23 protein-coding genes are annotated in these 24,814 nt (G+C 68.0%); 12 read left to right on the plus strand and 11 right to left on the minus strand.

The features are described 5' to 3' along the window. Positions 1–123 precede the first annotated feature (123 nt). From ABFP37_RS20230 to ABFP37_RS20240, 3 genes are read right to left on the minus strand one after another with little or no spacing between them, the layout of a single operon-like run. Positions 124–3,588, minus strand: a complete 3,465-nt coding sequence (locus ABFP37_RS20230; RefSeq protein WP_347034723.1) for an ATP-binding protein — start codon at positions 3,586–3,588, stop codon at positions 124–126. Then, positions 3,585–4,427, minus strand: coding sequence for a DUF4194 domain-containing protein (locus tag ABFP37_RS20235; protein WP_078026325.1), 843 nt, complete (start codon positions 4,425–4,427; stop codon positions 3,585–3,587). Before ABFP37_RS20235 ends, ABFP37_RS20230 begins: the two co-directional genes overlap by 4 nt. After that, complete coding sequence (locus tag ABFP37_RS20240; RefSeq protein WP_078026326.1) at positions 4,420–5,877, minus strand: DUF3375 domain-containing protein; 1,458 nt, start codon at positions 5,875–5,877, stop codon at positions 4,420–4,422. The genes ABFP37_RS20235 and ABFP37_RS20240 overlap by 8 nt, the downstream gene beginning before the upstream one ends. 302 nt (positions 5,878–6,179) lie before the next feature. On the opposite strand from ABFP37_RS20240, the gene ABFP37_RS20245 reads away from it, so the two are divergent. From ABFP37_RS20245 to ABFP37_RS20255, 3 genes are all read left to right on the plus strand, one after another. Further along, positions 6,180–6,482, plus strand: coding sequence for a hypothetical protein (locus ABFP37_RS20245; protein ID WP_347034724.1), 303 nt, complete (start codon positions 6,180–6,182; stop codon positions 6,480–6,482). A 63-nt stretch (positions 6,483–6,545) separates the two neighbouring features. Then, on the plus strand, positions 6,546–8,591 hold the full coding sequence (locus ABFP37_RS20250; RefSeq protein WP_347034725.1) for an acyl-CoA dehydrogenase family protein: 2,046 nt from the start codon (positions 6,546–6,548) through the stop codon (positions 8,589–8,591). Between the two features lie 179 nt (positions 8,592–8,770). After that, positions 8,771–9,691 carry a hypothetical protein gene (locus tag ABFP37_RS20255; protein WP_347034726.1) on the plus strand — a complete coding sequence of 307 codons (921 nt, stop codon included), beginning with the start codon at positions 8,771–8,773 and terminating at the stop codon, positions 9,689–9,691. Positions 9,692–9,697: 6 nt separating this feature from the next. Here ABFP37_RS20255 and ABFP37_RS20260 read toward each other — a convergent pair whose 3' ends face one another. Continuing rightward, positions 9,698–10,105: a YchJ family protein gene (locus ABFP37_RS20260; protein WP_347034727.1), complete on the minus strand. Its 408-nt coding sequence runs from the start codon at positions 10,103–10,105 to the stop codon at positions 9,698–9,700. A gap of 210 nt (positions 10,106–10,315) precedes the next feature. Between ABFP37_RS20260 and ABFP37_RS20265 the strand changes: the two genes are divergently transcribed. The 4 genes from ABFP37_RS20265 (at position 10,316) to ABFP37_RS20280 (ending at position 14,377) form a co-directional block, all read left to right on the plus strand. Beyond that, complete coding sequence (locus tag ABFP37_RS20265; protein WP_347034728.1) at positions 10,316–11,185, plus strand: hypothetical protein; 870 nt, start codon at positions 10,316–10,318, stop codon at positions 11,183–11,185. A gap of 117 nt (positions 11,186–11,302) precedes the next feature. Further along, positions 11,303–12,307 (plus strand): aldo/keto reductase family protein, encoded by a 1,005-nt coding sequence (locus ABFP37_RS20270; RefSeq protein ID WP_347034729.1) that lies wholly within the window; start codon positions 11,303–11,305, stop codon positions 12,305–12,307. Positions 12,308–12,315: 8 nt separating this feature from the next. Then, entirely contained in the window at positions 12,316–13,167 is an 852-nt protein-coding gene (locus tag ABFP37_RS20275) for an SDR family oxidoreductase (RefSeq protein ID WP_347034730.1), read from the plus strand. 100 nt (positions 13,168–13,267) lie between these two features. Continuing rightward, positions 13,268–14,377, plus strand: coding sequence for a sulfite oxidase (locus tag ABFP37_RS20280; RefSeq protein ID WP_347034731.1), 1,110 nt, complete (start codon positions 13,268–13,270; stop codon positions 14,375–14,377). 46 nt (positions 14,378–14,423) lie between these two features. Here the strand turns inward: ABFP37_RS20280 and ABFP37_RS20285 are convergent, their stop codons facing one another. Genes ABFP37_RS20285 through ABFP37_RS20295 form a run of 3 tightly spaced genes read right to left on the minus strand, consistent with a single transcriptional unit; the run spans position 14,424 to position 16,473 of the window. Further along, on the minus strand, positions 14,424–14,786 hold the full coding sequence (locus tag ABFP37_RS20285; RefSeq protein WP_347034732.1) for a dihydroxyacetone kinase subunit DhaK: 363 nt from the start codon (positions 14,784–14,786) through the stop codon (positions 14,424–14,426). Between the two features lie 32 nt (positions 14,787–14,818). Further along, positions 14,819–15,592 (minus strand): SDR family NAD(P)-dependent oxidoreductase, encoded by a 774-nt coding sequence (locus ABFP37_RS20290; RefSeq protein ID WP_078026333.1) that lies wholly within the window; start codon positions 15,590–15,592, stop codon positions 14,819–14,821. 56 nt (positions 15,593–15,648) lie between these two features. Then, positions 15,649–16,473, minus strand: coding sequence for a sugar phosphate isomerase/epimerase (locus tag ABFP37_RS20295; protein ID WP_347034733.1), 825 nt, complete (start codon positions 16,471–16,473; stop codon positions 15,649–15,651). Positions 16,474–16,666: 193 nt separating this feature from the next. Between ABFP37_RS20295 and ABFP37_RS20300 the strand changes: the two genes are divergently transcribed. The 4 genes from ABFP37_RS20300 (at position 16,667) to ABFP37_RS20315 (ending at position 20,689) form a co-directional block, all read left to right on the plus strand. Then, positions 16,667–18,004 carry an MFS transporter gene (locus ABFP37_RS20300; RefSeq protein WP_078026335.1) on the plus strand — a complete coding sequence of 446 codons (1,338 nt, stop codon included), beginning with the start codon at positions 16,667–16,669 and terminating at the stop codon, positions 18,002–18,004. Further along, the gene (locus ABFP37_RS20305; RefSeq protein ID WP_347034734.1) at positions 18,004–18,894 is read left to right on the plus strand and encodes a transketolase; all 891 of its coding nucleotides are present in this window, start codon (positions 18,004–18,006) and stop codon (positions 18,892–18,894) included. Before ABFP37_RS20300 ends, ABFP37_RS20305 begins: the two co-directional genes overlap by 1 nt. Then, positions 18,891–19,898 carry a transketolase C-terminal domain-containing protein gene (locus tag ABFP37_RS20310; RefSeq protein ID WP_078026337.1) on the plus strand — a complete coding sequence of 336 codons (1,008 nt, stop codon included), beginning with the start codon at positions 18,891–18,893 and terminating at the stop codon, positions 19,896–19,898. Before ABFP37_RS20305 ends, ABFP37_RS20310 begins: the two co-directional genes overlap by 4 nt. 131 nt (positions 19,899–20,029) lie before the next feature. Next, entirely contained in the window at positions 20,030–20,689 is a 660-nt protein-coding gene (locus tag ABFP37_RS20315) for a GntR family transcriptional regulator (RefSeq protein WP_078026338.1), read from the plus strand. A gap of 18 nt (positions 20,690–20,707) precedes the next feature. Here ABFP37_RS20315 and ABFP37_RS20320 read toward each other — a convergent pair whose 3' ends face one another. Beyond that, the gene (locus tag ABFP37_RS20320) at positions 20,708–21,487 is read right to left on the minus strand and encodes an SDR family oxidoreductase (protein WP_078026339.1); all 780 of its coding nucleotides are present in this window, start codon (positions 21,485–21,487) and stop codon (positions 20,708–20,710) included. A 95-nt stretch (positions 21,488–21,582) separates the two neighbouring features. On the opposite strand from ABFP37_RS20320, the gene ABFP37_RS20325 reads away from it, so the two are divergent. After that, positions 21,583–21,966: an RNA-binding S4 domain-containing protein gene (locus tag ABFP37_RS20325; RefSeq protein ID WP_078026350.1), complete on the plus strand. Its 384-nt coding sequence runs from the start codon at positions 21,583–21,585 to the stop codon at positions 21,964–21,966. Between the two features lie 61 nt (positions 21,967–22,027). On the opposite strand, the gene ABFP37_RS20330 is transcribed toward ABFP37_RS20325, so the two are convergent. Genes ABFP37_RS20330 through ABFP37_RS20340 form a run of 3 tightly spaced genes read right to left on the minus strand, consistent with a single transcriptional unit; the run spans position 22,028 to position 24,737 of the window. Then, positions 22,028–22,678, minus strand: coding sequence for a dihydrofolate reductase family protein (locus ABFP37_RS20330; RefSeq protein WP_078026340.1), 651 nt, complete (start codon positions 22,676–22,678; stop codon positions 22,028–22,030). Then, positions 22,675–24,294: a DUF4389 domain-containing protein gene (locus tag ABFP37_RS20335; RefSeq protein ID WP_347034735.1), complete on the minus strand. Its 1,620-nt coding sequence runs from the start codon at positions 24,292–24,294 to the stop codon at positions 22,675–22,677. The genes ABFP37_RS20330 and ABFP37_RS20335 overlap by 4 nt, the downstream gene beginning before the upstream one ends. Further along, positions 24,291–24,737 carry a hypothetical protein gene (locus ABFP37_RS20340; protein ID WP_347034736.1) on the minus strand — a complete coding sequence of 149 codons (447 nt, stop codon included), beginning with the start codon at positions 24,735–24,737 and terminating at the stop codon, positions 24,291–24,293. Before ABFP37_RS20340 ends, ABFP37_RS20335 begins: the two co-directional genes overlap by 4 nt. Positions 24,738–24,814: the final 77 nt, after the last annotated feature.

Consider the following 24,814-nt stretch of genomic DNA (forward strand, 5'->3'; position numbering starts at 1 on the left):
ACTAGGGATCCGTCAATAAATCCATCGATTTGTTATTTTACGGCGCGGAAAGATCACGACGGGTGATCCGGCCAACACGGGCTGGCTCTACAGGTGCCGGCCGCACAGCCACCTGCTGTCCGGCTAGCGGAGCACGATGTCCACGGGGTTGGCTTCGGACCGCCACTGTCCCTCGGAGCCGGGCTTCGGCGTGATCACCGGGGCGGTCAGCACGCCGGAGCGGTTGGTGCGCTTGTCCCGGAGGATCTCGGTGACCGAGCCAAGGTGCCGCGACAGGTCGATCACGTTCTCCGGGGCGGCGAGGAGCAGCTGGAAGCCGAATTCGTGCAGCGCCTTGATGCCGGCGCCGGCGAATTCCTCGGAGGCCAGCACGAAGGCCTCATCCATCATGACGGTGCCGTAGGTGGTGAAGCCCTGTTCGGCGATGCCCAGCTGGTAGCTCAGCGCCGCGGCCATGATGAACGCGGTGAACCGCTGCCGCTCACCGCCGGACATCGATCCGGTGTCGGCGTGCATGAAGACTTCGGTCTTGGTGCCGGCCTTGGCGGCCTTCTGCTTCGCCGGAGCCTCCACCTCGCGGTGCTCCTTGCACTGGATGAACAGGTGCCCGCGGACGTCCAGCACCTCGGCGCGCCAGCGTCTGTCCTCCGGCGCCTGCGAACCCAGGCGCTTCACGAGCGTTTCCAGGGACTTGTAGCGGTTGGTGAGCTCGGCGTCGTCGTCGGTATCCGCGCCGGCGGCGGGCTTGCCGTGCCGCGTGTGCCGGGTCTTCAGCGCGTTCTGGATGGCGTCCTTGAACTGCTTGGCGGTGGCCGGCAGGGTCTGTTTGATGTCCAGTTCCAGGAAGCTGCCCTCGTGGAAGTTGACCTCGGACAGGATGCCGTTCAGCGGCAGGATGCGGCTGGTGATGGAGCGGCGCTCCTCGTCCAGCAGGTGCAGCAGCGTGCTGAAGGATTCGTGCGTGCGCTGGTTGAAGAACTGCCGGAATTCGGCCTCCTGCGCGGGCAGCCCGTCGCTGACAATGGCGTGGTAGCGGGCCTCAAATTCGCCGGCCGCCCCGATGGACGTGCCGTGGTCGGCGGAGATGGCGGTGCCCCATTCACGCACGAAGCCTTCGAAAATCCGGGTCAGCCGCTCGGACGTGGCTTGGCCGCGGGATTCCGCGGCATGGAGTTCGCCCAGCAGCTGGGTCTTGACCCGGGCAGCAAGGTTGTCCAGCTCATGCATCTCCGTGACGTCGCCGAATCCGGTGAAATACGGTTCCAGCGCGGTGACTGTGGAGTCCGACGGCGGCGCCTGGCCCAGGCGGGTCCGGCCGGCTTCCAGCAGCGAATCGGAGGCGGTGAGCTGGTGGTCCAGCGCCTTGTATTCGCTCTGCAGCACAGCCGCCGCCTCGGTGCTGGACTGGTGCTTCTGGCGTGCCGCTTCGATGTTGGCCCGGAGCGGCTCGAGGTCCGCCTGCGCGGCCAGGGCATCCTTGAGCCGCTGCTCGATCCTGGCGAGCTCGTCCGCGGCCACGGCGGCCGAGACCTGCTCCCACGGCCGGTGGTCGTCGGCCACGCGGCGCAGGGCCTCGAGCTGCCGGGACATGCCCTGGTGGGATTCCTCCCGGCTTTGGGCCAGCTCGGCGGCCTTGGCGAGTTCCTGCTGCAGGTCCGCCACTTGCCCGGCCACGAGTTCCAGTTTGGACGCGTTGTCGAATCCGAGGACGTAGTCCTGGCGGCTGGTGAAGCGGTCGTCCTTCTCCACGGTGTGCCGGTTGCGCTTGACCACGCCGCCCAGGCTCAGGCCCTTGTCCAGGCCGGCCAGTTCGTCCGGGTTTTCCACACACGGATAAGCGAAATCGAGGGCGATGCGTTCACGGATCCATTCCCCCGCGGCGGCGTTGTGCCCGGTGGTGAGGATCTCCAGCTTGGTCAGCAGGTCGCCGTCGGACACGTCCTCCACGGCCAGCGCCGCGCCGGCGAGCGGCTTGGACACGTCCACGGCGCGCAGGGCGCCGCGGACGGAGTGGTCGTTCAGGTACCTGGTGACGGCGGCGAAGTGCTCGCCGGGAACCAGCAGTGTGGTGGCGAGGTTCCGCAGGGCGCGCTCGGCGGCAGGCCGCCACTGATCCTGGCCGTCCGCGAGGTCGATGAGCTCGCCGCCGAACGGCATCTGTTCCTCGGGAACACCGGTGGCGGCCGCGATGGCGGCGCGGTTTTCAATGCTCGACGGCGGCAGCAGCGATTTGCGCGTCTTCAGCGACACGAGCTCCTGCTCCGCCGCGGCGAGCTCCCGCTTCTTCGTGGCGTGGCCGTCGAAGGCCTCGAAGCGGAGCTCCTTGAGGGCCTCCGAATCGTCCTTGAGTTCGGCGGAACGCGCGGCGGCTTGCTCGTGGGCCTGCTCCCAGCCGTCGGCCGACCAGTCCAGCTCGAGCCCGGCCTCGGCCAGCGCCTGGCGGGCGGCCTCCTCCACCTGCTGGCGGAGCTTGAGCCCCACCCGTGCATTTTCGAGCGACTGTTCGATCGAGGAGATGGCGTTGCCGCCCTGGTTGTTGTAGTCCGCCTCGAGCTGCCGCAGCTCCTTGGCCAGGCCGTCCCGGACGGCGCGCTCGGCGCTGAGCTCCTTGGCCTTGGCCTGCGCGAGCGCCTTGAAGCGGGCCAGGGTCTTCTCGTGTACCGCGACGGCAAGCTGCTGCCTGTAGGCCTCGAACTCCTCGCCCGCGAGCTCGCGGAGCCGGTTGGCGTCCAGCAGCGCCTGGGCGTATTCCTTGTTCAGCCCCGGCACGGGAGCCAGCTGGTCCCGCTGCTGGCGGACGTCCTCCAGCCGCTGCCGGATGGACATGAGGTTGCTGAATTCCTCCACGACGTCGTCCGCCGCGGCCAACGTGGCCGGGGCGTCCAGCACCTGGTCACGGAAGAAGGTGTTGACGCTGCCGCCCAGGCCCTTTCCTGCCTGGATCACCCGGAGCAGCGGAAGTGCCTGGTCCGAATTGATGCCCAGGAGGCGGCGGAACCGCTCGGCGAACGCCTTGTGGACGTCGAAGACCTGGGCGTCCGGGAAGATCGTCTCCAGCGCCGCCTTGGTGAAGCGCTTCTCGGCGATGTCCTCGATCGCGGGAAGGTCCAGCGGCTTGTTGTCGATCACGTAGTACCGGCCCACGCTCGATTCCGTGCCGTTCTTCGGCAGGTCGAACAGCGCGGACACGGTCACCTTGGTGCCGGCGGCGTTGTCGAACGTCAGGGCGACGGCGGACCACGTGGCGCCCGGGCGCTGGAAGGCACTGGCCGAGCCTTCGCCCACGGCCTTGTCGCCCACCTTGCCGCGCATGTACGTGAACGTGGTCCTCTTGTCCTCCACGGCTCCGCCGGCGCGCTGGGCGGCGGCCTCGTTGGAGCGCGGCCGGGCATCGAACACCCTCAGCATGGCGTCGAACAGCGTGGACTTGCCGACGCCCGAGTTGCCCGTCAGCAGCGTGCCGTTGCGGTCCACGTGCATGGTGTGGGCGCCATGGAACGTGCCCCAATTGACCACCTGGACCAGCGCGAGCCGCATCTGTCCCGGGTTGGTGAGCTCGCCCATCGGCAGCATGGTTGCGATGCTCACTTGGCTTCTCCAATCATGGCCGTGGTCGCCTTGGACGACGACGGCGATTCCGCGTCGTCGCCACCGTCTTCCTCCGCGGAACTGTCGCCGTCGAGCTCTATCAGCGCTTCGGTTCCCGTGGGGTCAGCCGTGGCTGTGACCAGGGCTTCGATCTGGGCGGGGATGTCCCCGATGTTCTCGAAGGGCAGGGCCAGCGGGAGGGCGTTGGAGATGGTGTAGACGTCGTCCAGGGCCGTGGTGAGCAGGAGCTGGCGGGCCAGAAGCTTGGTGATGGCCCGGTTGACCACGTCCGAATCGCGGAGCGCGTCCTGCTGGCCTGCCGGCTGGTAGTGGGCCACGAGCTCGGCAATTTCCTCGCGGGAGATGGTGGGGTCGGTCTGGGCGGTGACGTGGCGGTCCAGGAGGAGACGGAGACGGAGCAGCACGATGGTTTCGACGCGGCTCAGGGCACGCTGCTGGCGCAGGATGCTGGATCGCGTGCTGCCGCCGATGGCTTCCGGATCAACCGGCCGGAGCACGGCAATCTTGCGCTCGTGGTCCAGCTGCAGCGCCAGAAACAGCTCGGACAGCCGGCTGCGCAGGATCAGCTGGTTGTCCAGGAGCGTGGTCCACAGTTTTTCGTCGCGGCCGCCGTCCACGTACGGGCCCTTCAGCAGCTTCACCAGGGCCTGGCGGACCTTCATCGACAGCACGCCGGTGTCGCCCGGGAACAACGCGGCGCCATCAACGAACGTGTCCCGCGGGGTGACCGAGAACGGGTCGGCGCGGGGTGACTCCGGAGCCGATACCGCTGTGTCGGCGTCCGGCCTGCCGTGTGATTCGCGGGGAAGTTCAGTCATCGGAATCCTTCTTGAGCGTGACCACCGGCAGGTACGCCGTGCGCGTGGTTCCGTCTATCTGTTCGAAGTCGAGGGCGTCCACCGCTGCGCGGTCGAAGCGGGCACCGTCGTGCAGGGCGTGGGACAGGAGGGCCCGGATCGAGTTGATGTGCTGCTCCTCCGGCGGAAGCTGCGCCCAGGCCTCGGCCAGGGTCGAGGCGCCGGCCGCGGCGGCCCTGATGGCCCCCGGCTTCGCCTTGCCCGTGCGCGGCGAGCGCACACGGTCGGAGTCGCTGAACGCGATGGGGTCGGCGAGCCGGGGCGGGGCCGCGAACTCGTCGGGATCGAACAGCTTGACCATGGCCAGCGATTCGAAGCCCGCGTTGAACAGCACCGGTCCCCGGACCAGGCCGGGGCGTTCGCGCTCGTAGGGCAGGGAACGGATGGCCTGTTCGGCTTCCCGGAGCACCTTGCGGAGGCGCACCGACTGGCGGAAATCGTCGCTCTGGACGTATGTGTTCAGGCTTTCGCTGAGCTTGCCGTAGATGCGCTGGATCTGGCTGTGCTGCTGCCGGAGCTCTGCCACGAGGTTCTTCAGGGTTTCGCGGTCCTCCGGCGAGAGGTCGTCCGCGAACTGGCGGCTGAGCACCTCGCCGATCGCGGAACGGAACCGCAACTGCTGCTGCGGGTCCTCGAGGAAGGCCGTGAAGGAGCGGAACGTCCTGCCTTCGGGGCTTTGCCGCAGCCGCTTGTCGGCTTCCAGGACCTGCGCCATGGTGGCACCCTTGCTCAGGGATTCCTCGATGATCTGGTTGCGGAGCTCACCCACCAGCTCCTCGATCCGGTCGCGCATCTTCTTGTAGTCGGCGGGCAGGCTGGCCGCGAGGTCCAGGATATTGCCCGCGGCTTCCACGGCCTGGTCGTCGTCGAGCAGTCCGTCGAAGTCACCGGACGCGATGTCCTGGATGAGCTGGCGGCGCTCCCCGATCTCCTCCTCCAGCGATTCCAGCCGGGCCGTCTGGTCCGGGTTGGTCTCGTTGGCGAGTTTCTCCACGTCGCCCAGCAGCGTTCCGAGCCGCGACCCGTTCAGGGTGGAGCGTTCGCTGGAAAGGCTGTCCAGGAAGGCGAGGACGCGCGCAGCCGGTTCGGTGACCTCGTAGACGATCTGCCCAGACTGGTTCCGGCGGGTAAGGAACTGCCTGCGCGTCCATTCGTCCCCGAAGGACTTACCGTTGGCACCGCCGCCCAGCCCGGGATCCTGGCGGCGGAGCTGCTCAAGGAAGGAGTCGACGTCGGCGTGGAACTCTTCCAGTGGAAGCTGCGGCCTCGTGCGGGTAAAGGAGGCCTGCAGCACGGCGATGACCCACGGGGCGGAACGCGTGAGCGCCCAGGCGGGCCCCTTGGTGAGGAGCTCGAGGTCCCGGAGCCGTGCGCCGATGGCGTCAGCGGAGGACGTGGCGGACCGGGGCACACACTCTCCTTCAGTAGCTGGGGATCGTTTCGGCGGCGGAATCCTGAAAACGGCCAAGTACAAGGTTAACGCAGACAGACTTCCAACCGGCGCCCCGCATGGAGGCGCCCCGAGTTGACCGGTAAGCAACGTTACGGCTGTTGCTGGTGGGGCTGCTGAGACAAATCCGTGACCTGCGGAGCAGTATGATTTCGATCCCGTATCAACGGCTCCGACTCACCCCGCTGTCGGTGGCCCCGTGCTCACGGCAGGCCCTACGCTCGTGCTACTGATCCAACCGCAGCAAAGGCGCAGGGGGAAGCATGTATTTCGACCTAAGTGCAGTGGAGACGGCCACCTTGGTGTTCATCGGAACCTTGGCTTTTGCCTTGGTGCTCGTCTCGTTCGTGGCCGTGGCGGCCTTCGTCGCGCTGATCCTGGTGGGGGTGGGACGGCTGGCCTGGCTGATTGTGGCGGGCACCCTGGTCCGGCTGGTCCACGGCATCAACGATTTGTGGGACGGGCTGGTGCGCCATGCTTCCACGGTCGAACTCCCGGGCGATTTTCAGGCCCAGCCTTCCCCTAGCACCGGTACTTACCCGCGAGTAGCATTGAGGGACAGCTGAAGGGTTCTCCACCCGCGGCGGACCCAGGGCTTGAGCCGGTCATCCGGTTAAAGGAGATGCCCCGTGAGCTCCGCCACTGAGAGTCAGGCCACCGAGGATCCCGCCCAGGCCAAGGGTCCCGGCACCATCCCGCCCATCGACAGCCCGGCCTCCGAAACGCCGGTCGCCGCCGAGAAGATCGGGGCCGGCGCGTCCGCGGAGGACGCCCGCGCCATCGCCGAAGCAGCCCGCGAGACCGAATGGGGCCGGCCCAGCTTTGCCAAGGGCCTGTACCTCGGCAGTTTCGACCTGACCCTCATCCACCCGTGGCCGGCGGCCAAGCCGGACGACGTGGTCCGCGGCGAGGCCTTCATGGCGCGGCTCACGGAATTCTGCCGGTCCTTATCCGGGCGGGTGATCGAGCGTGACGCCAGGATCCCCGACGAATACCTCAGGGGGCTGGCCGATCTCGGCGTGTTCGGCATGAAGATCCCGCTGGAGTACGGCGGCCTGGGCCTGTCGCTGGTGTACTACGGCCGCGCCCTCGCGCTGCTCGGCTCCGTTCACCCCAGCCTCGGCGCGCTGCTCTCGGCGCACCAGTCAATCGGCGTCCCGGAACCCGTCAAGGTGTTCGGCACCCCGGAACAGCGGCAGGAGTACCTGCCGCGCTGCGCCTCGGGCGCCATCACGGCGTTCCTGCTCACCGAGCCCGACGTCGGCAGCGACCCCGCCCGGATGGGCAGCACCGCCGTCCCCACGGACGACGGCGAGGCGTACGTGCTGGACGGCGTGAAGCTATGGACCACGAACGGCGTGATCGCCGAGCTGGTGGTGGTGATGGCCGTGGTGCCGCGCCACACCGACGCCGACGGCACCGTCCACAAGGGCGGGATCACCGCCTTCGTGGTGGAGATGGACTCCCCCGGCATCACCGTGGAAAACCGCAACGCCTTCATGGGCCTGCGCGGAATCGACAACGGCGTCACCCGGTTCCACCAGGTCACGGTTCCCGCGGCCAACCGGCTGGGCCGCGAGGGCCAGGGCCTGAAGATCGCCCTCACAACACTCAACACGGGGCGGCTGTCCCTCCCGGCGCTCTGCGTCGCCACGGGCCGCTGGAGCCTGAAGATCGCCCGCGAATGGTCCAATGCGCGGACCCAGTGGGGCCGTCCGGTGGGCAGGCACGAGGCCGTGGGCAAGAAGATCGCGTTCATTGCCGCAACCGCCTTTGCCCTGGACGCGGTATTCGAGCTCTGCGCGGAAATGGCGGACGCCGGGCAGAAGGACATCCGGATCGAAGCCGCGCTGGCCAAACTGTGGTCCACCGAGATCAGCTACCGGATCGCCGACGAACTGGTGCAGATCCGGGGCGGGCGCGGTTTCGAGACGGCCGATTCCCTCGAGGCCCGCGGCGAACGGGCCGTCCCCGCGGAGCAGCAGCTGCGCGACCTCCGCATCAACAGGATCTTCGAGGGCTCCTCGGAGATCATGAAGCTGCTGATCGCCCGTGAAGCCGTGGACGCCCACCTTGCCGCCGCAGGGGACCTGGCCTCCGCGGAAGCGAGCCTGTCAGACAAGGCGCGGGCCGCCGTCGGGGCCTCCGGCTTCTACGCGAAGTGGCTGCCGAAGCTCGTGGCCGGCGCGGGCATGGACCCGCGTTCCTATGCCGAATTCGGCCGGCTGGCCAAGCAGCTGCGCTTCGTGGAGCGGTCCTCGCGGCGGCTGGCCCGGCAGACGTTTTACGGCATGGGCCGCTGGCAGGCCGGGCTCGAGCACAAGCAGGCGTTCCTGGGACGGATCGTGGACATCGGCGCGGAGCTCTTCGCGATGGCGGCGTCCTGCTCGCGCGCGGAGATGCTGCTGCGCACGTCACCCGAGCGGGGCGCCACCGCGTTCGAACTCGCGGAGGCGTTCTGCGAGCAGGCGCGCGTGCGCGTGGACGAGTACTTCGACCAGCTGTGGAGGAACACCGACGACGGCGACCGCGACCTTTCGCGAAAGGTCCTCGCCGGGGACTACGAATGGCTCGAGGCGGGGGTCCTGGACCAGTCCGAGGGCACCGGGCCGTGGATCGCGGACGCGTCTCCCCGGGCGACGGACAAGGAGAATCTGCACCGCACCTACCGGTAGTCACGGACCTGATCCGGCCTCCGCCGGGCACGGGCGGCACGAAAACCCAAATACTAAGCTTCCTTGCTATGGGGCATTGATGGGCGTTAGCTAGAAGTGAGGCCATCGCGGTGGCCCCGGCATTGCGTTGCCCGGCTTAGACCATGAGCCTGGTCCGTTCAAGGAAAGTGAGACGTTCGATGAGCAACTCCATGGGCTCCGAGGACAAGCGCCCCCGCCGCACCCCCGGCGAGGAGCGCGCCGCCGGTGAACAGCGCGCCGCAGAAACCGGCTCATCCGAGCCCCGCACCGAGGCCACGCCGGTCTACGATGCCACCCAGGCCCGCGGCGCAGGCGCCGGCGGTACGGTGACGGGCGGTTCAGCCGCGGATACGAACACCAGGACGCTGGACACGCGGGACACCGGCATGCGGGACCGCGGCGACCGGGGCAGGGATCTCAGGGAACCGTCCGCTGAACGGGAGTACACGCCGGAGACCCACACTGCAGACGTGGTCCCCGCCGATCCAGCACTCGCGACGCGGGAGATCGCCGTCGCCCGCGAAAAGGAGGCCTTCGGCGGGGTCAAGGTGGGCTCGGCATTCTTCGGCTGGCTGGCCGCCACCGGAATGGCCGTGCTGCTGACGGCCCTGGTGGCGGCAGCCGGGACGGCCGTGGGCCTCGCCACGAACACCGATGTCAACACGGCTGTCGGCCAGGCGGCGTCGGACCAGACGGTCGGAATCGTGGGCATCATCGTGCTGCTCGTAATCCTGTTCGTCTCCTACTACAGCGGAGGCTACGTGGCCGGGCGGATGGCCCGCTTCAACGGGGCCAAGCAGGGCATCATGGTGTGGATCTGGGCGCTCATCGCCGCCGTGGTGGTCGCGGTGCTGGGACTAATCGCCGGCGAGCGGTTCAACATCCTGGCCCGGCTGAACAGTTTCCCGCGTATTCCGGTCAACGAGGGCCAGCTCACCACCACCGGCATCATCGCCGCCGTCGTGGTCGCAGCGGTGGCGCTGGTGGGCGCCGTCCTCGGCGGCCTCGCCGGCATGCACTTCCACCGCAAGGTGGACCGTGCCGGATTCACCCCCGCGGCGGAAAATAAGGAGCGGTAGCAGCCGCTACGTTTGGTGAAGGACGACGGCGTCGAGGTAGTACCAGCGGCCGTCCACCCTCAGGAAGCGGCTGGTTTCGTGGTGGACGCCGCGCTCCCCGTCCTGCCGGAAATGCGCCTTGAACTCCACTTTCCCCTCGGTGTCGAGCGGGCCGCCCCTCGCTGTGGACACGATGTCCAGGCGGCGCCATTCGAGTCCCGGATCGAGTTCCAGCTCGGTAGGACGCGTGTCCGGATGCCAGGTTTTCAGCAAGTAGCCGGCGTCGAGGAGCACAAAGGCACTGTAGCGGGAACGCATCAGCTGCTCGGCTGTGGCCGCCTCCGCTGCGCCGCTGTGGAACCGGCCGCAGCAGTCTGCATACTGCTCACCGGAGAGGCACGGGCAGTTACCGGTGAAGTGCTGGGGCTGGGTCATGTGCATCCCTAAAAAGTATGGAGTCCGCCTGCTAATTCCGACTATAGGCCCCGCCCGGGGACGCATCCGATAACAGCTTCGAAACAACCCCCGGCAGGGCTTGTCATGCGGGCATGTCGGCAGTAAATAGTCCGTATGGTGGTTAGGGGCCATTTTTCCGCTGCGCTGCGGCGGGACGAGGTGGCCGCGGGCTGGTTTTAGGAGGGCGAAGTGGAAGATCCGACAACGATCGCACTTAACCTGACCTTTTTCGGCACCGTGGGCGTGGCGTTCGTCATGTTCATCGGCATGTTCATCCTGTTCATGGTGACGCTGGTGATCGCCGGAGTGGGACGCCTGGTTGCGCTGATCGTGATGGCCCTGTTCGGCCGCTTCCCCGGGAACGACACCATCGAGGTGGTGCGGCTTCCCGTGGGGACGCAATCTTTCGACGCCGCCGCCCCCGACGAGGTCCCCGCAGCGGAGGAACGCCCGGCAAAAAAGCCGAAGGCCCCCCGGCCGGCGCGGGAACCGCGCCCTCCGCGCGACTGGAAGAAGCTCCTGAGCCGTGCCGGGCTCAAAGAGGCGCTCCGCACCGCCGTCGCCCACCACCCGCTGCTGACCGCCGCGCGGCCGGTGCCGCCCGTCCTGTCGAAAGACTGGGCAGCCGCGGTGGCCGCCGCCGATGCCCGTGCGGTGGCGCGCGCCAGGGCTGTCGCCCCGGAGATCAAGGTCAGCGCCCCGGACCGGCCCGGACTGGGTGTGGCTGCCGACGGCGTGGTGAAGGTTGCTCCGCTGGTGGAGTCCGCCCTTAATACGGAGGCGCTGCACACGGCGGCCCTGGATAAAAAGGCGCTGCACAAAGAATCCCGGCGCCAAGAGGGCGTGCAGGGAGACGCCCAGAACAATCCGAAACCGAACGCAGAGGCCCCCGCCCCCGGCGAAACGGGACCCAAGGAAGCACCGGCACGGTCCGCGCTTGCCTTGTCCGCCCAGCCTCCGCGGCCGGCGCGGAAGCCCGCCGCCGGGAACATGGCCGTCCTGGACACCGGGTCCATGGTCTCGCTGGCACAGCACGAGGACGTCCGCGTCCGGTCCTGAGGCACCGCCCCTGCAGTCAGGCCCGGCGGACTGGCCCGGCGGTCAGGCTGGCGCAGCAGGCAGATGAACCGCGCGCATCCCTTACCCTGAGCAACCATCTCCGCTAGCGTAAAGCCCATGGAATTCAGATATCTCGGAAACAGCGGCTTCAAGATCTCGGAAATCACTTTCGGCAACTGGCTGACCCACGGCTCCCAGGTGGAGAACGACGTCGCCACCCAGTGCGTGCGGGCGGCGGTCGACGCCGGCATCAGCACCTTTGACACGGCTGACGTCTACGCCAACACCGCGGCCGAGACGGTCCTCGGCGAAGCGCTGAAGGGCGAACGCCGCCAGTCCGTGGAGATTTTCACCAAGGTGTTCGGGCCCACCGGCCCCAAGGGCAAGAACGACCTGGGACTGTCGCGCAAGCACATCATGGAATCGATCGACGGCTCCCTGACCAGGCTGCAGACCGATTACGTCGACCTGTACCAGGCGCACCGCTACGACTTCGAGACGCCGCTCGAAGAGACGATGCAGGCGTTCGCGGACATCGTGCGGCAGGGCAAGGCGCTGTACATCGGCGTCAGCGAGTGGACCGCCGAGCAGCTCCGGGACGGCCACGCGCTGGCGAAGGAACTGGGCTTCCAGCTGATCTCCAACCAGCCCCAGTACTCCATGCTGTGGCGGGTCATCGAGGCGGAGGTCGTTCCCGCGTCCGAAGAGCTGGGCATCTCCCAGATCGTCTGGTCCCCCATGGCGCAGGGCGTGCTGAGCGGCAAATACCTGCCCGGCCAGCCGCTGCCCGAGGGGAGCCGCGCCACGGACGACAAGGGCGGCGCCAAGATGATCCAGCGCTGGATGCGCGATGACGTCCTCGCCGGCGTGCAGCAGCTGAAGCCCATCGCCGAGGAGGCCGGACTGAGCATGCCGCAGCTGGCCGTCGCGTGGGTCCTGCAGAACCCGAACGTGGCCTCGGCCATCATCGGCGCGTCCCGGCCCGAGCAGATCGCGGACAGCGCGGCGGCCGCAGGCGTCAAGCTGGAACCGGAGGTCCTGAAGAAGATCGACGACGCCATCGGCTCCCTCGCCGAGCGCGATCCGGCCCAGACAAAATCCCCCGCAACGCGCGAAGGCTAGGACCGGCCATGACAGACCTTCCCGATCTCGCCGTCACCGGCTCCACGGGGGTCCTCGGCGGAATGGTGGCCCGCCAGCTCGCCGACGCCGGGTTCTCCCAGCGCCTGCTGGTGCGCGACGCCGGACGCGCACCAGAGCTGGATAACGCACCGACCGTCCTGGTCAGCTACGCGGACCCGGTGCTTTCGCGCCCCGCGCTGGAGGGCGTGAAGACCCTGTTCATGGTCTCGGCGGCCGAGGCGGAAGACCGGCTGCAACACCACCACGCGTTCGTGGATGCCGCGGCCGAGGCGGGCGTGCAGCACATTGTCTATACGTCGTTCTTCGGCGCCGCCCCGGACTGCACGTTCACCCTGGGCCGGGACCATTACGCCACCGAGGAGCGGATCCGCGCGTCCGGGATGTCTTTTACGTTCCTGCGGAACAACTTCTACCTGGACTTCCTGCCGAAGCTGACCGGGGAGGACGGCGTGATCCGCGGTCCGGCCCGGGACGGCGTCATGGCAGCCGTGACACGGGAGGACATCGCCCGGAGCGCTGTGGCGGTACTCCGGGATCCGGCCGTGCATGCCGGGTTCACCTACAACCTCACAGGCCCGGAGGATCTCTCGCTGGCGCGGGCGGCGGAGGTGCTCACCCGGGCCACCGGCCGGGCCGTCACGTACCACGACGAAACCTTGGAGGAGGCCTACTCCTCCCGGGCCTCGTACGGGGCCCCGGCGTGGCTGGTGAACGCCTGGGTGAGCACCTACACGGCGATTGCCGCCGGTGAACTGGCCGGGCCGACGTCGGACGTGAACGGGCTCACCGGGCAGGACCCGATCGGGCTCGAGGAGTTTGTGAAGCTGCCGCAGCTGTAGCCGGCAGCACAGCCGGACGTGACTGTTGACGGCCCTGAGGGTGCGGCGTAAACCTAAAAGGGAGCACGCCGTCAGCAGCACCGAGCAGAATCGCAACGCCATGACAAAGCTGATCTACCGTCGCCGTCAGTCAGCCCGGCCCAGGCCGCATCCAGGGGAACCCACGTACGGGCCGCTCACCCAGGACGAACTGCAGCTGGCCGCGCGGAACCATTCGATGCCGCTGGAGGCCCTCCGCCAGGACGTGACGCCGCCGGGCATGCACTATGTGCTGACGCACTTCGACATCCCGCAGATAGAGGACGGCTCCTGGCACCTGCGGATCGGCGGCGCCGTGGAGATGGCGATGGAACTGAGCCTGGCCGCGCTCAAGAAGGACCCGGCCATCAGCGTTCCGGTGACGCTTGAATGCGCCGGCAACGGCCGCTCACTGCTCAAGCCGCGGCCGCTCAGCCAGCCATGGGTCCTCGAGGGCGTGGGCACGGCAGTCTGGACAGGCGTCCCGCTGGCCTACCTGCTCGCGCAGGCCCGCGTGGAGCCTGAAGCCGTAGACGTGGTGTTCACCGGGGCGGATGAAGGGGTCCAGGGCGGCGTCCGCCACCACTACGCGCGGAGCCTGCCCATCGCGGAAGCGCTGCGGCCCGACGTCGTGCTTGCCTACAAGATGAACGGCAGCGAGCTGCCGGCCCAGCACGGCTACCCGCTGCGGCTGGTGGTTCCCGGCTGGTACGGCATGGCGAGCGTCAAATGGCTGCAGTCGATCCAGGTGGTGACGGCCCCGTTCCACGGCTTCCAGCAGGCGGTCGCGTACCGCTACCAGCACAACGCGAACGACGCCGGCACGCCGGTTTCGCGGATCAGGGTACGGTCGCTGATGGTTCCCCCGGGAATTCCGGACTTCTTCACGCGGCGCCGCCTCCTCCCCCGCGGCCCGGTCATGCTGCGCGGCCGGGCCTGGTCCGGCGAGGGCGCCGTGACCGGCGTGGAGGTCGGCATTGACGGCAAGTGGGTCCATGCCCAGCTGGACAAGGCCGCCGGCGCCTTCGCGTGGCGCGGCTGGAGCCTGCCTTGGGTGGCGGATCCGGGCCATCACGAGCTTGCCTGCCGGGCCGGCGATGCCACCGGCGCAGTCCAGCCTCTGGAGCAGCAGTGGAACTACCAGGGCATGGGGAACAACGTGGTGCAGCGCGTGCGGGTCACGGTGGAGTAGCCCGGCATCTCAGGTGCCCCAGTTGCCCGCCAGGACTTCGGGCACGTCAGGACACGGCCGCCGCAGGCGCGTGCACGGCGGTGAAATGCGGGCCCATCACCGTGAAGATCATGGCCAGCGACGTCGCGCCGGGATCGGCGGTCCCCAGGGCCTTCTCGGCCAGCCGCCGTGCCGCGTGCGCCGCACCCGACTGCACGGGCGCGGTCCCGCGCCGGTTGCCGATGAGGCCGGCGAACGCCGGGTAGTGCCCGGAACCGCCGCCGGCCAGGACGGCGACCTTCGGCCGGACCGGCCGGTGCCGCCGCACGGCGCCGTCCGGGACCTGGCGCACCAGTCCGGAGTGGAGGTCGCAGAAGCCAGCGAGCGCTTCATCGGCGAAGTCGGCGGGGTCGTTGAAGATTCTGGTCATGGCGGTTCTTTCAGCTGGGTGGGCAGGGGCTGTTAGTGGATGTGGCTGCCGCCGTTGATGTCGATGGTGGTGCCGGTGAGGTAGGCCGACTCCTCCGAGGACAGGAAGGTGATGACGGCCGCGATCTCTTCCGTGGTGGCGTTGCGGCCCAGCGGGATGCCGGCGTTGATGGCGGCTTCCTGCTCATCGGTGCTGCCCACCCGGATGTTGGTGTCCACGGCTCCCGGCGTGATGGCGTTGACGGTCACTCCCGTGGCGCCGATTTCGCGGGCCAGGGCCTTGGTGAAGCCCAGGATGGCTGCCTTGGCGGCCGAGTAGGGGACCTTGCCGAAGACGCCGCCGCCGCGCTGGGCGGAAACAGAGGACATGTTGACGATCCGGCCCCAGCCGCTGGCGATCATGTCCGGCAGGAACGCCTTGGTCACCAGGTACGTGCCGGTGGAGTTGACTGCCATGACCTGGTTCCAGAGATCCAGGGTGGTTTCCAGGAACGGCACGGGAGAGGTGATGCCGGCGATGTTGGCCAAAGCGCCGACGGCCGGAAGCGTGCCGGAACTGACCTCGGCCGCCACTGCCTTGTAGGCGGCGTTGACGGAGTCCTCGTTGGCAACGTCGATCTCGTAGCCGAAAGCCGGGACGTTGAATTCGTTGCCGATTTCCGCTGCGACCTTCGCGGACTTCTCGCCGTCGAGGTCCAGGATCACGATGCCCCAGCCCTGGCTGGCGTAGCGGCGTGCGGTGGTGATCCCGATGCCGCGGTCCGAGGTGGCTCCGGTGAGGACGGCGGTGCGCTGGATGGTGGTCATGATGCTCCTTGGGTTGCTTGGTGGTGGTTCAGGTGAGTTGATTCGGGTGGGTCGGTTCAGATGAGGTCGGTGATGAAACTGGCTGCCTTGGCCGCGGCTGCCGGGCGTTCGTCGTGGGTCATGTCCCGGGTCTCCAGCTCGAGCGAGAAGTGGCCGGCGTAGCCGTGCCCTGCCAGGGACCGGAGTCCGGCGGCGAAGTCGGCGTGGCCGTTTCCGATGCTCAGGTTGATGTTGCCGGGCACGGCGTCGCGCAGGTGCACGTGGGCAATCCGGCCCTGGTGGCGTTCGATGTACTCCAGCGGGTCTTCGCCGGCGGCGACGATGTGGCTGAAGTCCATCACAATCCCGACGCCGGAACCTGCCAGCCGGCGGGCCAGCAGCTCCGCTCGCTCCAGGTTCCAGCAGAAGCGCAGGAAGTGCAGTGACTCGGTCCAGAGTTCGACGCCGAACTCCGCCGCCCGCTGGCCGGCCCGGGTCAGTTGGGCTGCTATTTCGTCGAGGTCCTCCTCGGGGCTCCGGACCGGTTCGTGGCCCAGGGCGCCGCACGGAAGGACCAGCGCCTTCGCGCCGGTGTTCGCCGTGAGGGTGAGCAGCGCATCAAGGTGCCGGTCGCGGGCCGCCTGCTGGCCGGCGTCGAGCACAGCGTTGAGGCCCCCGATGTCCCCGTTGACAGAGCGGACCCGCAGCCCCGAGGCGACAACCTCCGCCGTGACGGCCGTGACGGCATCCGCATCCAGGTCATAGGGGACGTGGTCGCAGACGCCCGGCAGGGCGCCCAGGTCGATTTCTTCGAAGCCCAGGCCGCCGATGGTCCGCAGGGCGGTGCCCAGATCCTGGTGGCGGAAGCTGATGGACGAGCAGCCGAGTCGGGAGTTGAACATCGTCGTTGATCCTCTGGTCATGCCCGGGGGCGGTAGTGATGAAGACCACAGTACAGACGTTGACTGTCAACAGTCAACCTTTGAAGTTGACTGTTGACATGGAGGCATGATGCAGGTCACACTGGCATATCATTTGTTAACAGTCGACAGTGCCGGTGCGGAAGCGCAAGGCGCTCTTCGAAAGGGATTCACAATGAGCAAAGAAGCTCTCAGCATGAGGGGCCCGGTCCACGGCACCAAGGACGCCAGGCGGGTCGCCATCGGCTCCGGCGTCGGCGCAGTGATCGAGACCTACGACTTCATCGGATTCGGCACCGCGGCTGCACTCTACTTCGGAACGGCCTTCTTCCCGACCGGAGATCCGGTGACCGGCACGCTGGCCGCCTTCGCCACCCTCGGCGTCGGCTTTGCGGCCCGCCCCATCGGCGGCATCATCGGCGGCCACTTGGGCGACAAGCTTGGCCGCAAGCCCGTCCTGGTGGCGTCGCTGATCCTCATGGGCGTTGCCACGTTCCTGATCGGCCTGCTCCCCACCTACAGCCAGGTGGGCCTGCTGGCTCCCGCCCTGCTCGTGTTCGTCCGCATCGTCCAGGGCCTGGCCTTCGGCGCTGAATGGGGCGGCGCCATCCTGATGAGCTACGAACACGCACCCTGGAAGGCCAAGGGCAAGTACACCGGCATCGTCCAGGCCGGCTTCCCCGTGGGTCTCCTCCTGGCCAACCTGGTGTTCCTCGTCAGCGTCCAGCTCGGCGGCGAACTCGCGTGGCGCATTCCCTTCCTTGCCAGCATCGTGCTGGTGGTCGTCGGCCTGATCATCCGCTCCAAGGTGCCCGAATCCCCCGTCTTTGATGAGGTCAAGGACAGCGGGGACATCGTGAAGTCCCCCATCGTCGAGGTCATCAAGACGGACTGGCGCAACATCGTCAAGGGCATCGGCCTCCGCATCGCAGAGACCGCCGGCTACGCCGTGTCCATCACCTACATGATTTCCTACCTGAACAGCCAGCACCTGGCCGACAAGACCCAGACGCTCGTGGCGCTGTGCATCGCCTCCGCGATCGGCATCTTCGCCACCCAGGCCTGGGCGCGCCTGACGGACAGGATCGGCCGCCGGCCGCTCTACATCTGGTCCTGCGCCTTCGCCCTGCTGTTCGCGATCCCCATGTTCCTGCTAGTCAACACCGGCATGGCCATCTTCATCATCGCCACCCTCGTGATCTCCTACGCGGTCTGCCAGAACTCGCTCGCCGGCTCCCAGGGCGCCTGGTTCCCGGAACTCTTCCAGGCGAAGACCCGCGCCTCCGGCGCATCACTGTCCTACCAGATCTCGGCCATGGTCTCCGGCTTCACCCCCTTCATCACCACGCTGCTGTTCGTCAGCTTCGGCTGGATGGGCCCGGCACTGCTCTTTGGCCTGTACGCAGCCATTGGCCTCTGGGCCGCAGTCGCCACCCGCGAAACCTGGGGCAAGCGCGAGCGCCAGTTGGCGGACGAGGCCACGAAAAACACCCCCGAGTCGGTGACGGTCTAATGACTATTGATCAGGAAACACGCACGCTGAAAGAAACTGCCACGGACCGCTTGCACCGCATCAGCGCTGCCGCTTACCGGATCCGTCATCACGCCCTCACCATGGGCGAGGTCCAAGGCCAGGGCTACGTCGGCCAGGCCCTCGGGGCGGCGGACATGCTGGCCGCCGTGTACGCGGACCAGCTCCGCTTCCAGGCGGACAACCCCGGCTGGGAAGGGCGTGACCGCTTCCTGCTCTCCACCGGGCACTACGCAATCGGCCACTACGCCGCGCTGGCCGAGGCCGGCATCATTCCGGTCGAGGAACTGGAAACCTACGGTTCCGACGATTCCCGGCTCCCGATGTCAGGGATGTCCACCTACACCCCGGGCATGGAAATCTCCGGCGGATCGCTGGGCCACGGCCTCACCATCGCCGTCGGCATGGCACTGGGCCTGCGCCACCAGGGCTCCGCGGCGAGGGTCTACAACTTCCTCTCCGACGGCGAACTGGACGAGGGCTCCACCTGGGAGGCCGCCATGGGTGCGCACCACCACCAGCTGGGCAACCTCACCGCGATGGTGGACATCAACGCCCTGCAGGCGGACGGCAAGACGGACACCGTGCTCCGCACCGAACCCGTCACGGAAAAGTGGGAAGCCTTCGGCTGGTACACCCAGCGGGTGGACGGGAACGACGTCGGCGCGCTGCTGGCGGCGTTCGACAACGCAGCAGCCCAGGCGGCCGCCGTCGGGCGTCCCTCCGTCATCCTGTGCGACACGAAAGTGGGCCGCGGCGTGCCGCTGCTCGAGGACCGCGAGAAGGCGCACTTCATGCGCATCGAGGAACACGAATGGCAGCTTTGCCGCGAGCAGCTGACCGCAGGATACGAAGGGAAGGCAGTCCGATGAGCACCTCCACCGCCTTGACGGGCACCGCACCGAAGCTGAAGACCTCGGCCATGATCGCGTCCTTCGCCGATCCGGGCCAGAAGACCGCGTCCGCCCCGTTCGGGCACGCCCTGGTCAAGGCCGCGCAGGAGAACGACAAAATCGTTGGCCTCACTGCCGACCTCGGCAAATACACGGACATGCACATCTTCGCCCAGGCCTTCCCGGAGCGGTTCTTCCAGATGGGCATGGCCGAGCAGCTCCTGTTCGGCGCCGCGGCGGGTTTGGCGGAGACCGGCCTGGTGCCGTTCGCGTCCACCTACTCCGTGTTCGCCGCCCGGCGTGCCTATGACTTCCTGTGCCTGGACAGCGCCGAGCCGAACCTGAACGTGAACATCGTGGGCGGACTTCCTGGCCTGACCACCGGCTACGGGCCAAGCCACCAGGCCACCGAAGACATGGCGATCTTCCGCGGCATGCCCAATCTGACCATCGTGGATCCCTGCGACTCGATCGACATCGAACAGGCCGTGCCGCAGCTGGCAGCCAGCGACGGGCCCACGTACCTGCGGCTGCTCCGCGGCAACGTCCCCACGGTGCTGGACGAGTACGGCTACACGTTCGAGCTCGGCAAGGCCAAGGTGCTGCGCGGCGGGAACGACGTCGTGTTTGTCTCCAGCGGGCTCATGACCATGCGGGCACTGCAGGCCGCCAAGGCGCTGGCGGCGCACAACGTGGACGTCGCCGTCGTGCATGCCCCCACCATCAAGCCGTTCGACGCCGAAACGGTGCTGGCGGAGCTGAACACCGACCGTCTCGCCGTGACGCTGGAGAACCACAGCGTGGTGGGCGGCCTGTTCGAAACGGTTGCCTCCGCCGTCGTCACCGCCGGCCTGGGCAAGCGGGTGGTGCCGGTGGCGCTGCCAGACGCTTTCCTCGACGCGGGCGCGCTGCCCACCCTGCACGAACGCTACGGCCTGTCCGTGCAGCGGATCGTGGCCAAGGTTCTTGCGGAGCTTGGCTGAGCGGAATCTCCGGGCGGAAGCGCGGGGCCGGTACGCGCCGGTTCCGCGCTTCTGACGTAACATCAACAGTTAACAGACCAGCTGTAAACAGTTGACCACTGACATAGAGTCACTGACCTTGAGGACGAACGATGGCCGGAGCAACAGCACCCCTGCTGGGACTGGAAAAGAAGAGCCTTCGCGAGCAGGCGCTTTCCGCGCTGCGCACCGCCATCACCAGCGGCGAGCTTGAGCCCGGCCGGCACCTGGTGGAAACCGAGCTGTCCGACATGCTCCAGATCAGCCGTGGAACGCTCCGGGAGGCCCTGCGGCAGCTCGAGCAGGAAGGCCTGCTGTCCGCGGGCCCGCGCGGCCGCCTCTCCGTTCGCCACCTGGATGCCAAGGAAATCCGCGATATCTACTCCGTGCGGGCCGCGCTGGAGTCCCTCGCAGCCCGGGCCCTGTGCGAACTCCCGGACCGCCAAAATGTGATCACGTCGCTGCGCGCGGCAATCGACGCCATGGCGGCCGCAACCGAAGGCAGCCTCGAGGAGCGGATCGAGTCCGACCTCGAGTTCCACCGCACCATGTGCCGGCTTACCGGCAACGAGACACTGCTTCACTCCTGGGAATCGCTGGAGGGATCCATCCGGATGTCCATCATGTTTGCCGGCCTGGAGAAGGGCGTCAGGAACATGAGCGTCGAACGGCACCACGACATCGTGGCGGCCATCGAGACCGGCGACGCCTCCCTGGCCGGCAAGACCATTCGCGAGCACATGGACAGTGCGGCCGCCGTCCTGGTGGCGTAAGCCGGCTTAGCGGTCGCGTCAGTAGTCAACGATCGCGCCGCCGGAGATATTGAAGGTGGCGTCCGTCATGGACCCCGCCTTGTCCGAGGCGGCGAAGGCGGCCACGTTGCCCACGTCCTCCAGGGTGGCCGTCCGGTTGAGGTGGGCCGTCCTGATGATCTCGCCCACGATCTCCTCGCGGCCTTCCATCTGCCAGGGAATGGTCTCGGTGATCCCGCCCGTGACGATCGTGACGACGCGGATGCCGTGCTTTCCGAGCTCCAAGGCCCATTGCCGGCGCAGTCCTTCCATGGCGTCCAGCGCCACCTTGAATCCGCCCAGCCCCGCGAGGGTCTGCGGCCCGGAACCGCCGAACGTCAGCACCACCCCCGAGCGCTGCCGGATCATGTGCCGCGCCGCGGCCCGGGTGGTGAGGAAGTGCGTGCGCGCGGCGTTGGCGATGGGCTTGAGGAAGTCCGCCGCGGGGATCTCCATGAGCGGCTGCTGGACATCGCCGAGGGAAATGAGGTTGAACGAGACGTCGATCCGTCCGGTCTTCTTGGCCACCTGGCCGACGAACTCTTCCACCTGGGCTTCGTCCAGGGCGTCGACGACGGCGGTCTCTGCCGCGCCGCCTGCCTCACGGATGTTCCGGGCCACCCGGTCCAGCCTGGACTGCGTCCGCCCCGCCAGGAAAACGCGGGCACCTTCGCCGGCGAATGCCTCGGCAACAGCCGTGCCCACGGGCCCTCCCGCGCCGTAGATCACGGCGGTCTTTCCGTCCAGGATGCCGCGTTGCTGGTTCCCGTCGTCGAGCATGCCGGCCTCCCCGAGGTGAACTTCTGGCAGTTCACTCCACTATGTTCTTGCCCGGCGAACGTGGCAAGGGCGGCCAGCTATACTCGGCTGCAATCATGAGCAGCCTTCCTTCCGCCCCCGCCACGGTCCGCGTCGACGCCTGGCTCTGGGCCATCCGCGCCTACAAGACGCGCTCCGCGGCCACCGCCGCGTGCCGGGCAGGGCACGTCCGCCTCAACGGAAACCCGGCCAAGGCCTCTCAGTCGCTGGTTCCCGGTGACACCGTCCGGGTCCGCCAGCCGGGCTACGAACGCATCCTCGAGGTGCGCCGGCTGATTGCCAAGCGCGTGGGTGCGGAGGCCGCATCCCACTGCTTCACCGACCACACTCCCCCGCGCCCCGTGGCCCCGGCGCTCGGCCTGCCGCAGCGCGACCGCGGGACCGGGCGGCCCACCAAGAAGGACCGCCGGGAAATGGAACGCCTCAAGGGTTCCGGCTAGGCGTCGTCCCACGCCTCCGGGTTGACCACCGTCGGGTTGACCACCCTCGCGGTGCGGCGGCTCAGTCCCGGACACGCTCCTGCCCGTCCCGCACCTCGAACTCGCCCACTTCCAGCTCGCCGGCGCCGAACGCCGTGGGCAGGAGGGTCAGGTATGCGGCGCCGGCCGACGTCGTCTTGCTTCCGGCCAGGGTGAACGCGGACGGCGCAGCCCCGGTTTCAAAGAGCCGCTTGCCCTGGCCAAGCACCACCGGAAAGACGAGCAGCCGGTACTCGTCCACCAGGCCGGCGTCGTGCAGTGCGCGGGCCAGCCGGTGGCTGCCGTGGACCTGGAGTTCCCGGCCGGGGCCGGACTTGAGGTCGTCAATGGCCTCCAGGAAATTGCCGGAGAGGACTGTGGTGTTGGTCCACGTGGGGTCCGTGAGGGTGTTGGAGACGACATACTTCGGCAGGCCGTTGAGCGCGGCAGCCACGGCGTTGTCGGGGTCCGTGACCTGCTCCCAGTAGGGCTGGAACAGCTGGTACGTGGTGCGGCCCAGGAGGAGGGCGTCGGCCTCGGCGAACCAGCCGTCCACAATCTTGCCCATGTCGTCGTCGTAATGCGGGACGAGCCAGCCGCCGAATTCGAAGCCGCCGGACGGATCCTCTTCCCTGCCGCCCGGCCCCTGCATGACGCCGTCGAGGGTCAGGAACGTGTGGACAGTGAGTTTCATGACGGGCCTTTCGGAGGAGTTCCGGGGTGGGCTTCTCCGGGATCGACCGGGCCCATGTCGAGGCGGAACGGCGGATACTCGTCGCGCATGAGCGCCACGTAGGCGACGACGCGGTAGACCCAGCGGTTCAGGCCGAGCAGCAGGTCAAACAGGCTCCACAGGTATCTGCCCGTGAACAGCAGGATGACGCCGGCAATGAAGGCCAGGAGCGAGATCAGTGCGATCGAGTTGCCCGCCGACGAGTAGCGCGCGGCGCCGCCGGCAAAGTCGTCGTCGGACGCCACCCACACCCGCGAGTTGCCGGCGAGCACCGCCACAATCAGCAGGTGCGGGATAGCCAGCAGCCAGGATTTGACCAGCACCAGGCCGCGGGAGAGGTGGTCCGGGTAGTCGACGTCGAAGTCCGCAGGGTAGTCCGTGCGGGCCAGGGTGAAGGGCGGGTAGCGGTCGGTTCCGATCGCCGAAAACGCATAGAAGGACACCCGCCAGCTCCAGCGCAGCACGCCGACATTGAAGTTGAACAGCGAGCGCGGATAGCGGGCAGTGAACAGGATCGCGAACCAGGCCACGATGGTGGTGACAATCAGGGCGAACCAGAGGAAGAACAGGACGATGAGGTGCGGGATGGCCAGGAACCACTTGACCAGCCACATCCAGCGGGACAGCGCGGGATCGAGATGCCCGCTGAGGCGCGCGGGGTATGGCACGTTTGCAAAGATCCCGACGGCGGCAGGCGGCGCGGTGCCGGGAGGCAGTCCGCCTGCACCCGCGACCGGAGGGCCCGCGCCTGGGACTCCCGCACCCGGCGTTCCTCCGCCCGGCGCACCTGCGCTGCCGGGGACGCCTGGGACTCCCGCACCGCCGGGCGCGGCGGCGTTGGCGAGCGGCGCCTGTGCGCGGGGGCCTGGAGCTCCCGCTGCAGGATAGTGCGGCGGCGGCCCGTGCCGGCCGAGTCCGGCGGCGCCCACAACGATCAGCGGCACACCGATGGCCACGAGCACGATGCCTGAGATCAGCAGCCACAGGAAGAGAGGCCAGAGCAGCTCGGAGCGGACTCCGGCCTGGAGGTCCGCGGCAACAGGCGTGCTGGAGTCGGCGTTCATCACCACGAACGTCCAGCTGCCGGGCCGGACGTCCCACCTTAGTTCCTGGGTGCCGGTGCCCTCGGCGGAAGCGGTCCAGAAACCCTGGGCGCCGGGGGCAGCGGGCGTCTTGGTGCCGGGGACTTCGTTGTACTGAACCCTGAAGGGCCGGAGTTCGAGCTCCCTGATTTCTGACCGCTTCACGCCGTCGAGGTACCGGGCCGCGTCCTCCTGCGGGGCGACGCCAATGAAAATTCCCTTGCCCGGGGTGGCTGTGGCGCCGCGGAGCAGGACACTGCCTGCGCTGTCGGTGGGAATAACGTCCGGCAGCCTTCCGCCGACCATGATGTCCAGCCCGGCGGACGTGATGGCGTAGGAGCTGACTTCGAACCGGTGCGATTGCGTGGTGAAGTACCCTTCGTCGCGCTGCTGGAAGTTCAGCCAGCCCACGCCAAATGCGCCAGCCAGCAGCCCCAGCCCCAGGAGGGCGGAGAGCGTGCCAAGGACGAGCATCACAATGCGGCCGGGTTTCATGCGTTCTCCTTGGGTCGGGCGCGGGGCCGGGCAACGCGGGATTCGCCGCCGGCGGGCTGCGTTCCGTGGATCTCGGTGGCGTGGGTTTGGCTGCCGCGGGAATGGACTCCGTGCGTATGCGTGCCGTGCGCCGGGGCGGCCGGCGGCCGGGGATCCAGAATGCTGAGCCGGCAAGGATGCGCTGACGTTCCCTCGCCGCTGAGCTCGGTGAGCTGGGCAGGGTCATGGAGCGCAGTGATCGCTTCCTCCACGGCACGGGCCTTGGTCAGGTCGAGGACGATTTCCCGGCCAGGCAGGAGCGTCCTGGCCCGCCGGGCGACGATGTACAGCGCCCGGATGTTGGCTGCTGTGACGGTTCCGCGCACCTCAATGCGGGCGCGTTCCATGTTGGAATCGATGTGCACAAGGACCTTGAGCCGGTGGTGGGTTGCAGTGCGGTCCATCGCGCGCTCACGTCCGCCCGGGGGCCTGCGGCAATGTCTCAGGCATTCCGGCGGCCTCGATGTAAAAGCCCATGCCG

Origin of the sequence: Burkholderia sp. RS01, assembly GCF_039748055.1 — a bacterium.
Classification (GTDB): domain Bacteria; phylum Actinomycetota; class Actinomycetes; order Actinomycetales; family Micrococcaceae; genus Arthrobacter.

Coding starts and splice junctions, on each gene's coding strand:
- ABFP37_RS20320 (WP_078026339.1), bottom strand. CDS start 21,487: ATGCTCGACGACGGGAACCAGCAACGCGGCATCCTGGACGGAAAGACC.
- ABFP37_RS20275 (WP_347034730.1), top strand. CDS start 12,316: ATGACAGACCTTCCCGATCTCGCCGTCACCGGCTCCACGGGGGTCCTC.
- ABFP37_RS20280 (WP_347034731.1), top strand. CDS start 13,268: ATGACAAAGCTGATCTACCGTCGCCGTCAGTCAGCCCGGCCCAGGCCG.
- ABFP37_RS20285 (WP_347034732.1), bottom strand. CDS start 14,786: ATGACCAGAATCTTCAACGACCCCGCCGACTTCGCCGATGAAGCGCTC.
- ABFP37_RS20340 (WP_347034736.1), bottom strand. CDS start 24,737: ATGGACCGCACTGCAACCCACCACCGGCTCAAGGTCCTTGTGCACATC.
- ABFP37_RS20325 (WP_078026350.1), top strand. CDS start 21,583: ATGAGCAGCCTTCCTTCCGCCCCCGCCACGGTCCGCGTCGACGCCTGG.
- ABFP37_RS20290 (WP_078026333.1), bottom strand. CDS start 15,592: ATGACCACCATCCAGCGCACCGCCGTCCTCACCGGAGCCACCTCGGAC.
- ABFP37_RS20295 (WP_347034733.1), bottom strand. CDS start 16,473: ATGTTCAACTCCCGACTCGGCTGCTCGTCCATCAGCTTCCGCCACCAG.
- ABFP37_RS20260 (WP_347034727.1), bottom strand. CDS start 10,105: ATGACCCAGCCCCAGCACTTCACCGGTAACTGCCCGTGCCTCTCCGGT.
- ABFP37_RS20315 (WP_078026338.1), top strand. CDS start 20,030: ATGGCCGGAGCAACAGCACCCCTGCTGGGACTGGAAAAGAAGAGCCTT.
- ABFP37_RS20330 (WP_078026340.1), bottom strand. CDS start 22,678: ATGAAACTCACTGTCCACACGTTCCTGACCCTCGACGGCGTCATGCAG.
- ABFP37_RS20255 (WP_347034726.1), top strand. CDS start 8,771: ATGAGCAACTCCATGGGCTCCGAGGACAAGCGCCCCCGCCGCACCCCC.
- ABFP37_RS20300 (WP_078026335.1), top strand. CDS start 16,667: ATGAGCAAAGAAGCTCTCAGCATGAGGGGCCCGGTCCACGGCACCAAG.
- ABFP37_RS20310 (WP_078026337.1), top strand. CDS start 18,891: ATGAGCACCTCCACCGCCTTGACGGGCACCGCACCGAAGCTGAAGACC.
- ABFP37_RS20305 (WP_347034734.1), top strand. CDS start 18,004: ATGACTATTGATCAGGAAACACGCACGCTGAAAGAAACTGCCACGGAC.
- ABFP37_RS20335 (WP_347034735.1), bottom strand. CDS start 24,294: ATGAAACCCGGCCGCATTGTGATGCTCGTCCTTGGCACGCTCTCCGCC.
- ABFP37_RS20270 (WP_347034729.1), top strand. CDS start 11,303: ATGGAATTCAGATATCTCGGAAACAGCGGCTTCAAGATCTCGGAAATC.
- ABFP37_RS20235 (WP_078026325.1), bottom strand. CDS start 4,427: ATGACTGAACTTCCCCGCGAATCACACGGCAGGCCGGACGCCGACACA.
- ABFP37_RS20245 (WP_347034724.1), top strand. CDS start 6,180: ATGTATTTCGACCTAAGTGCAGTGGAGACGGCCACCTTGGTGTTCATC.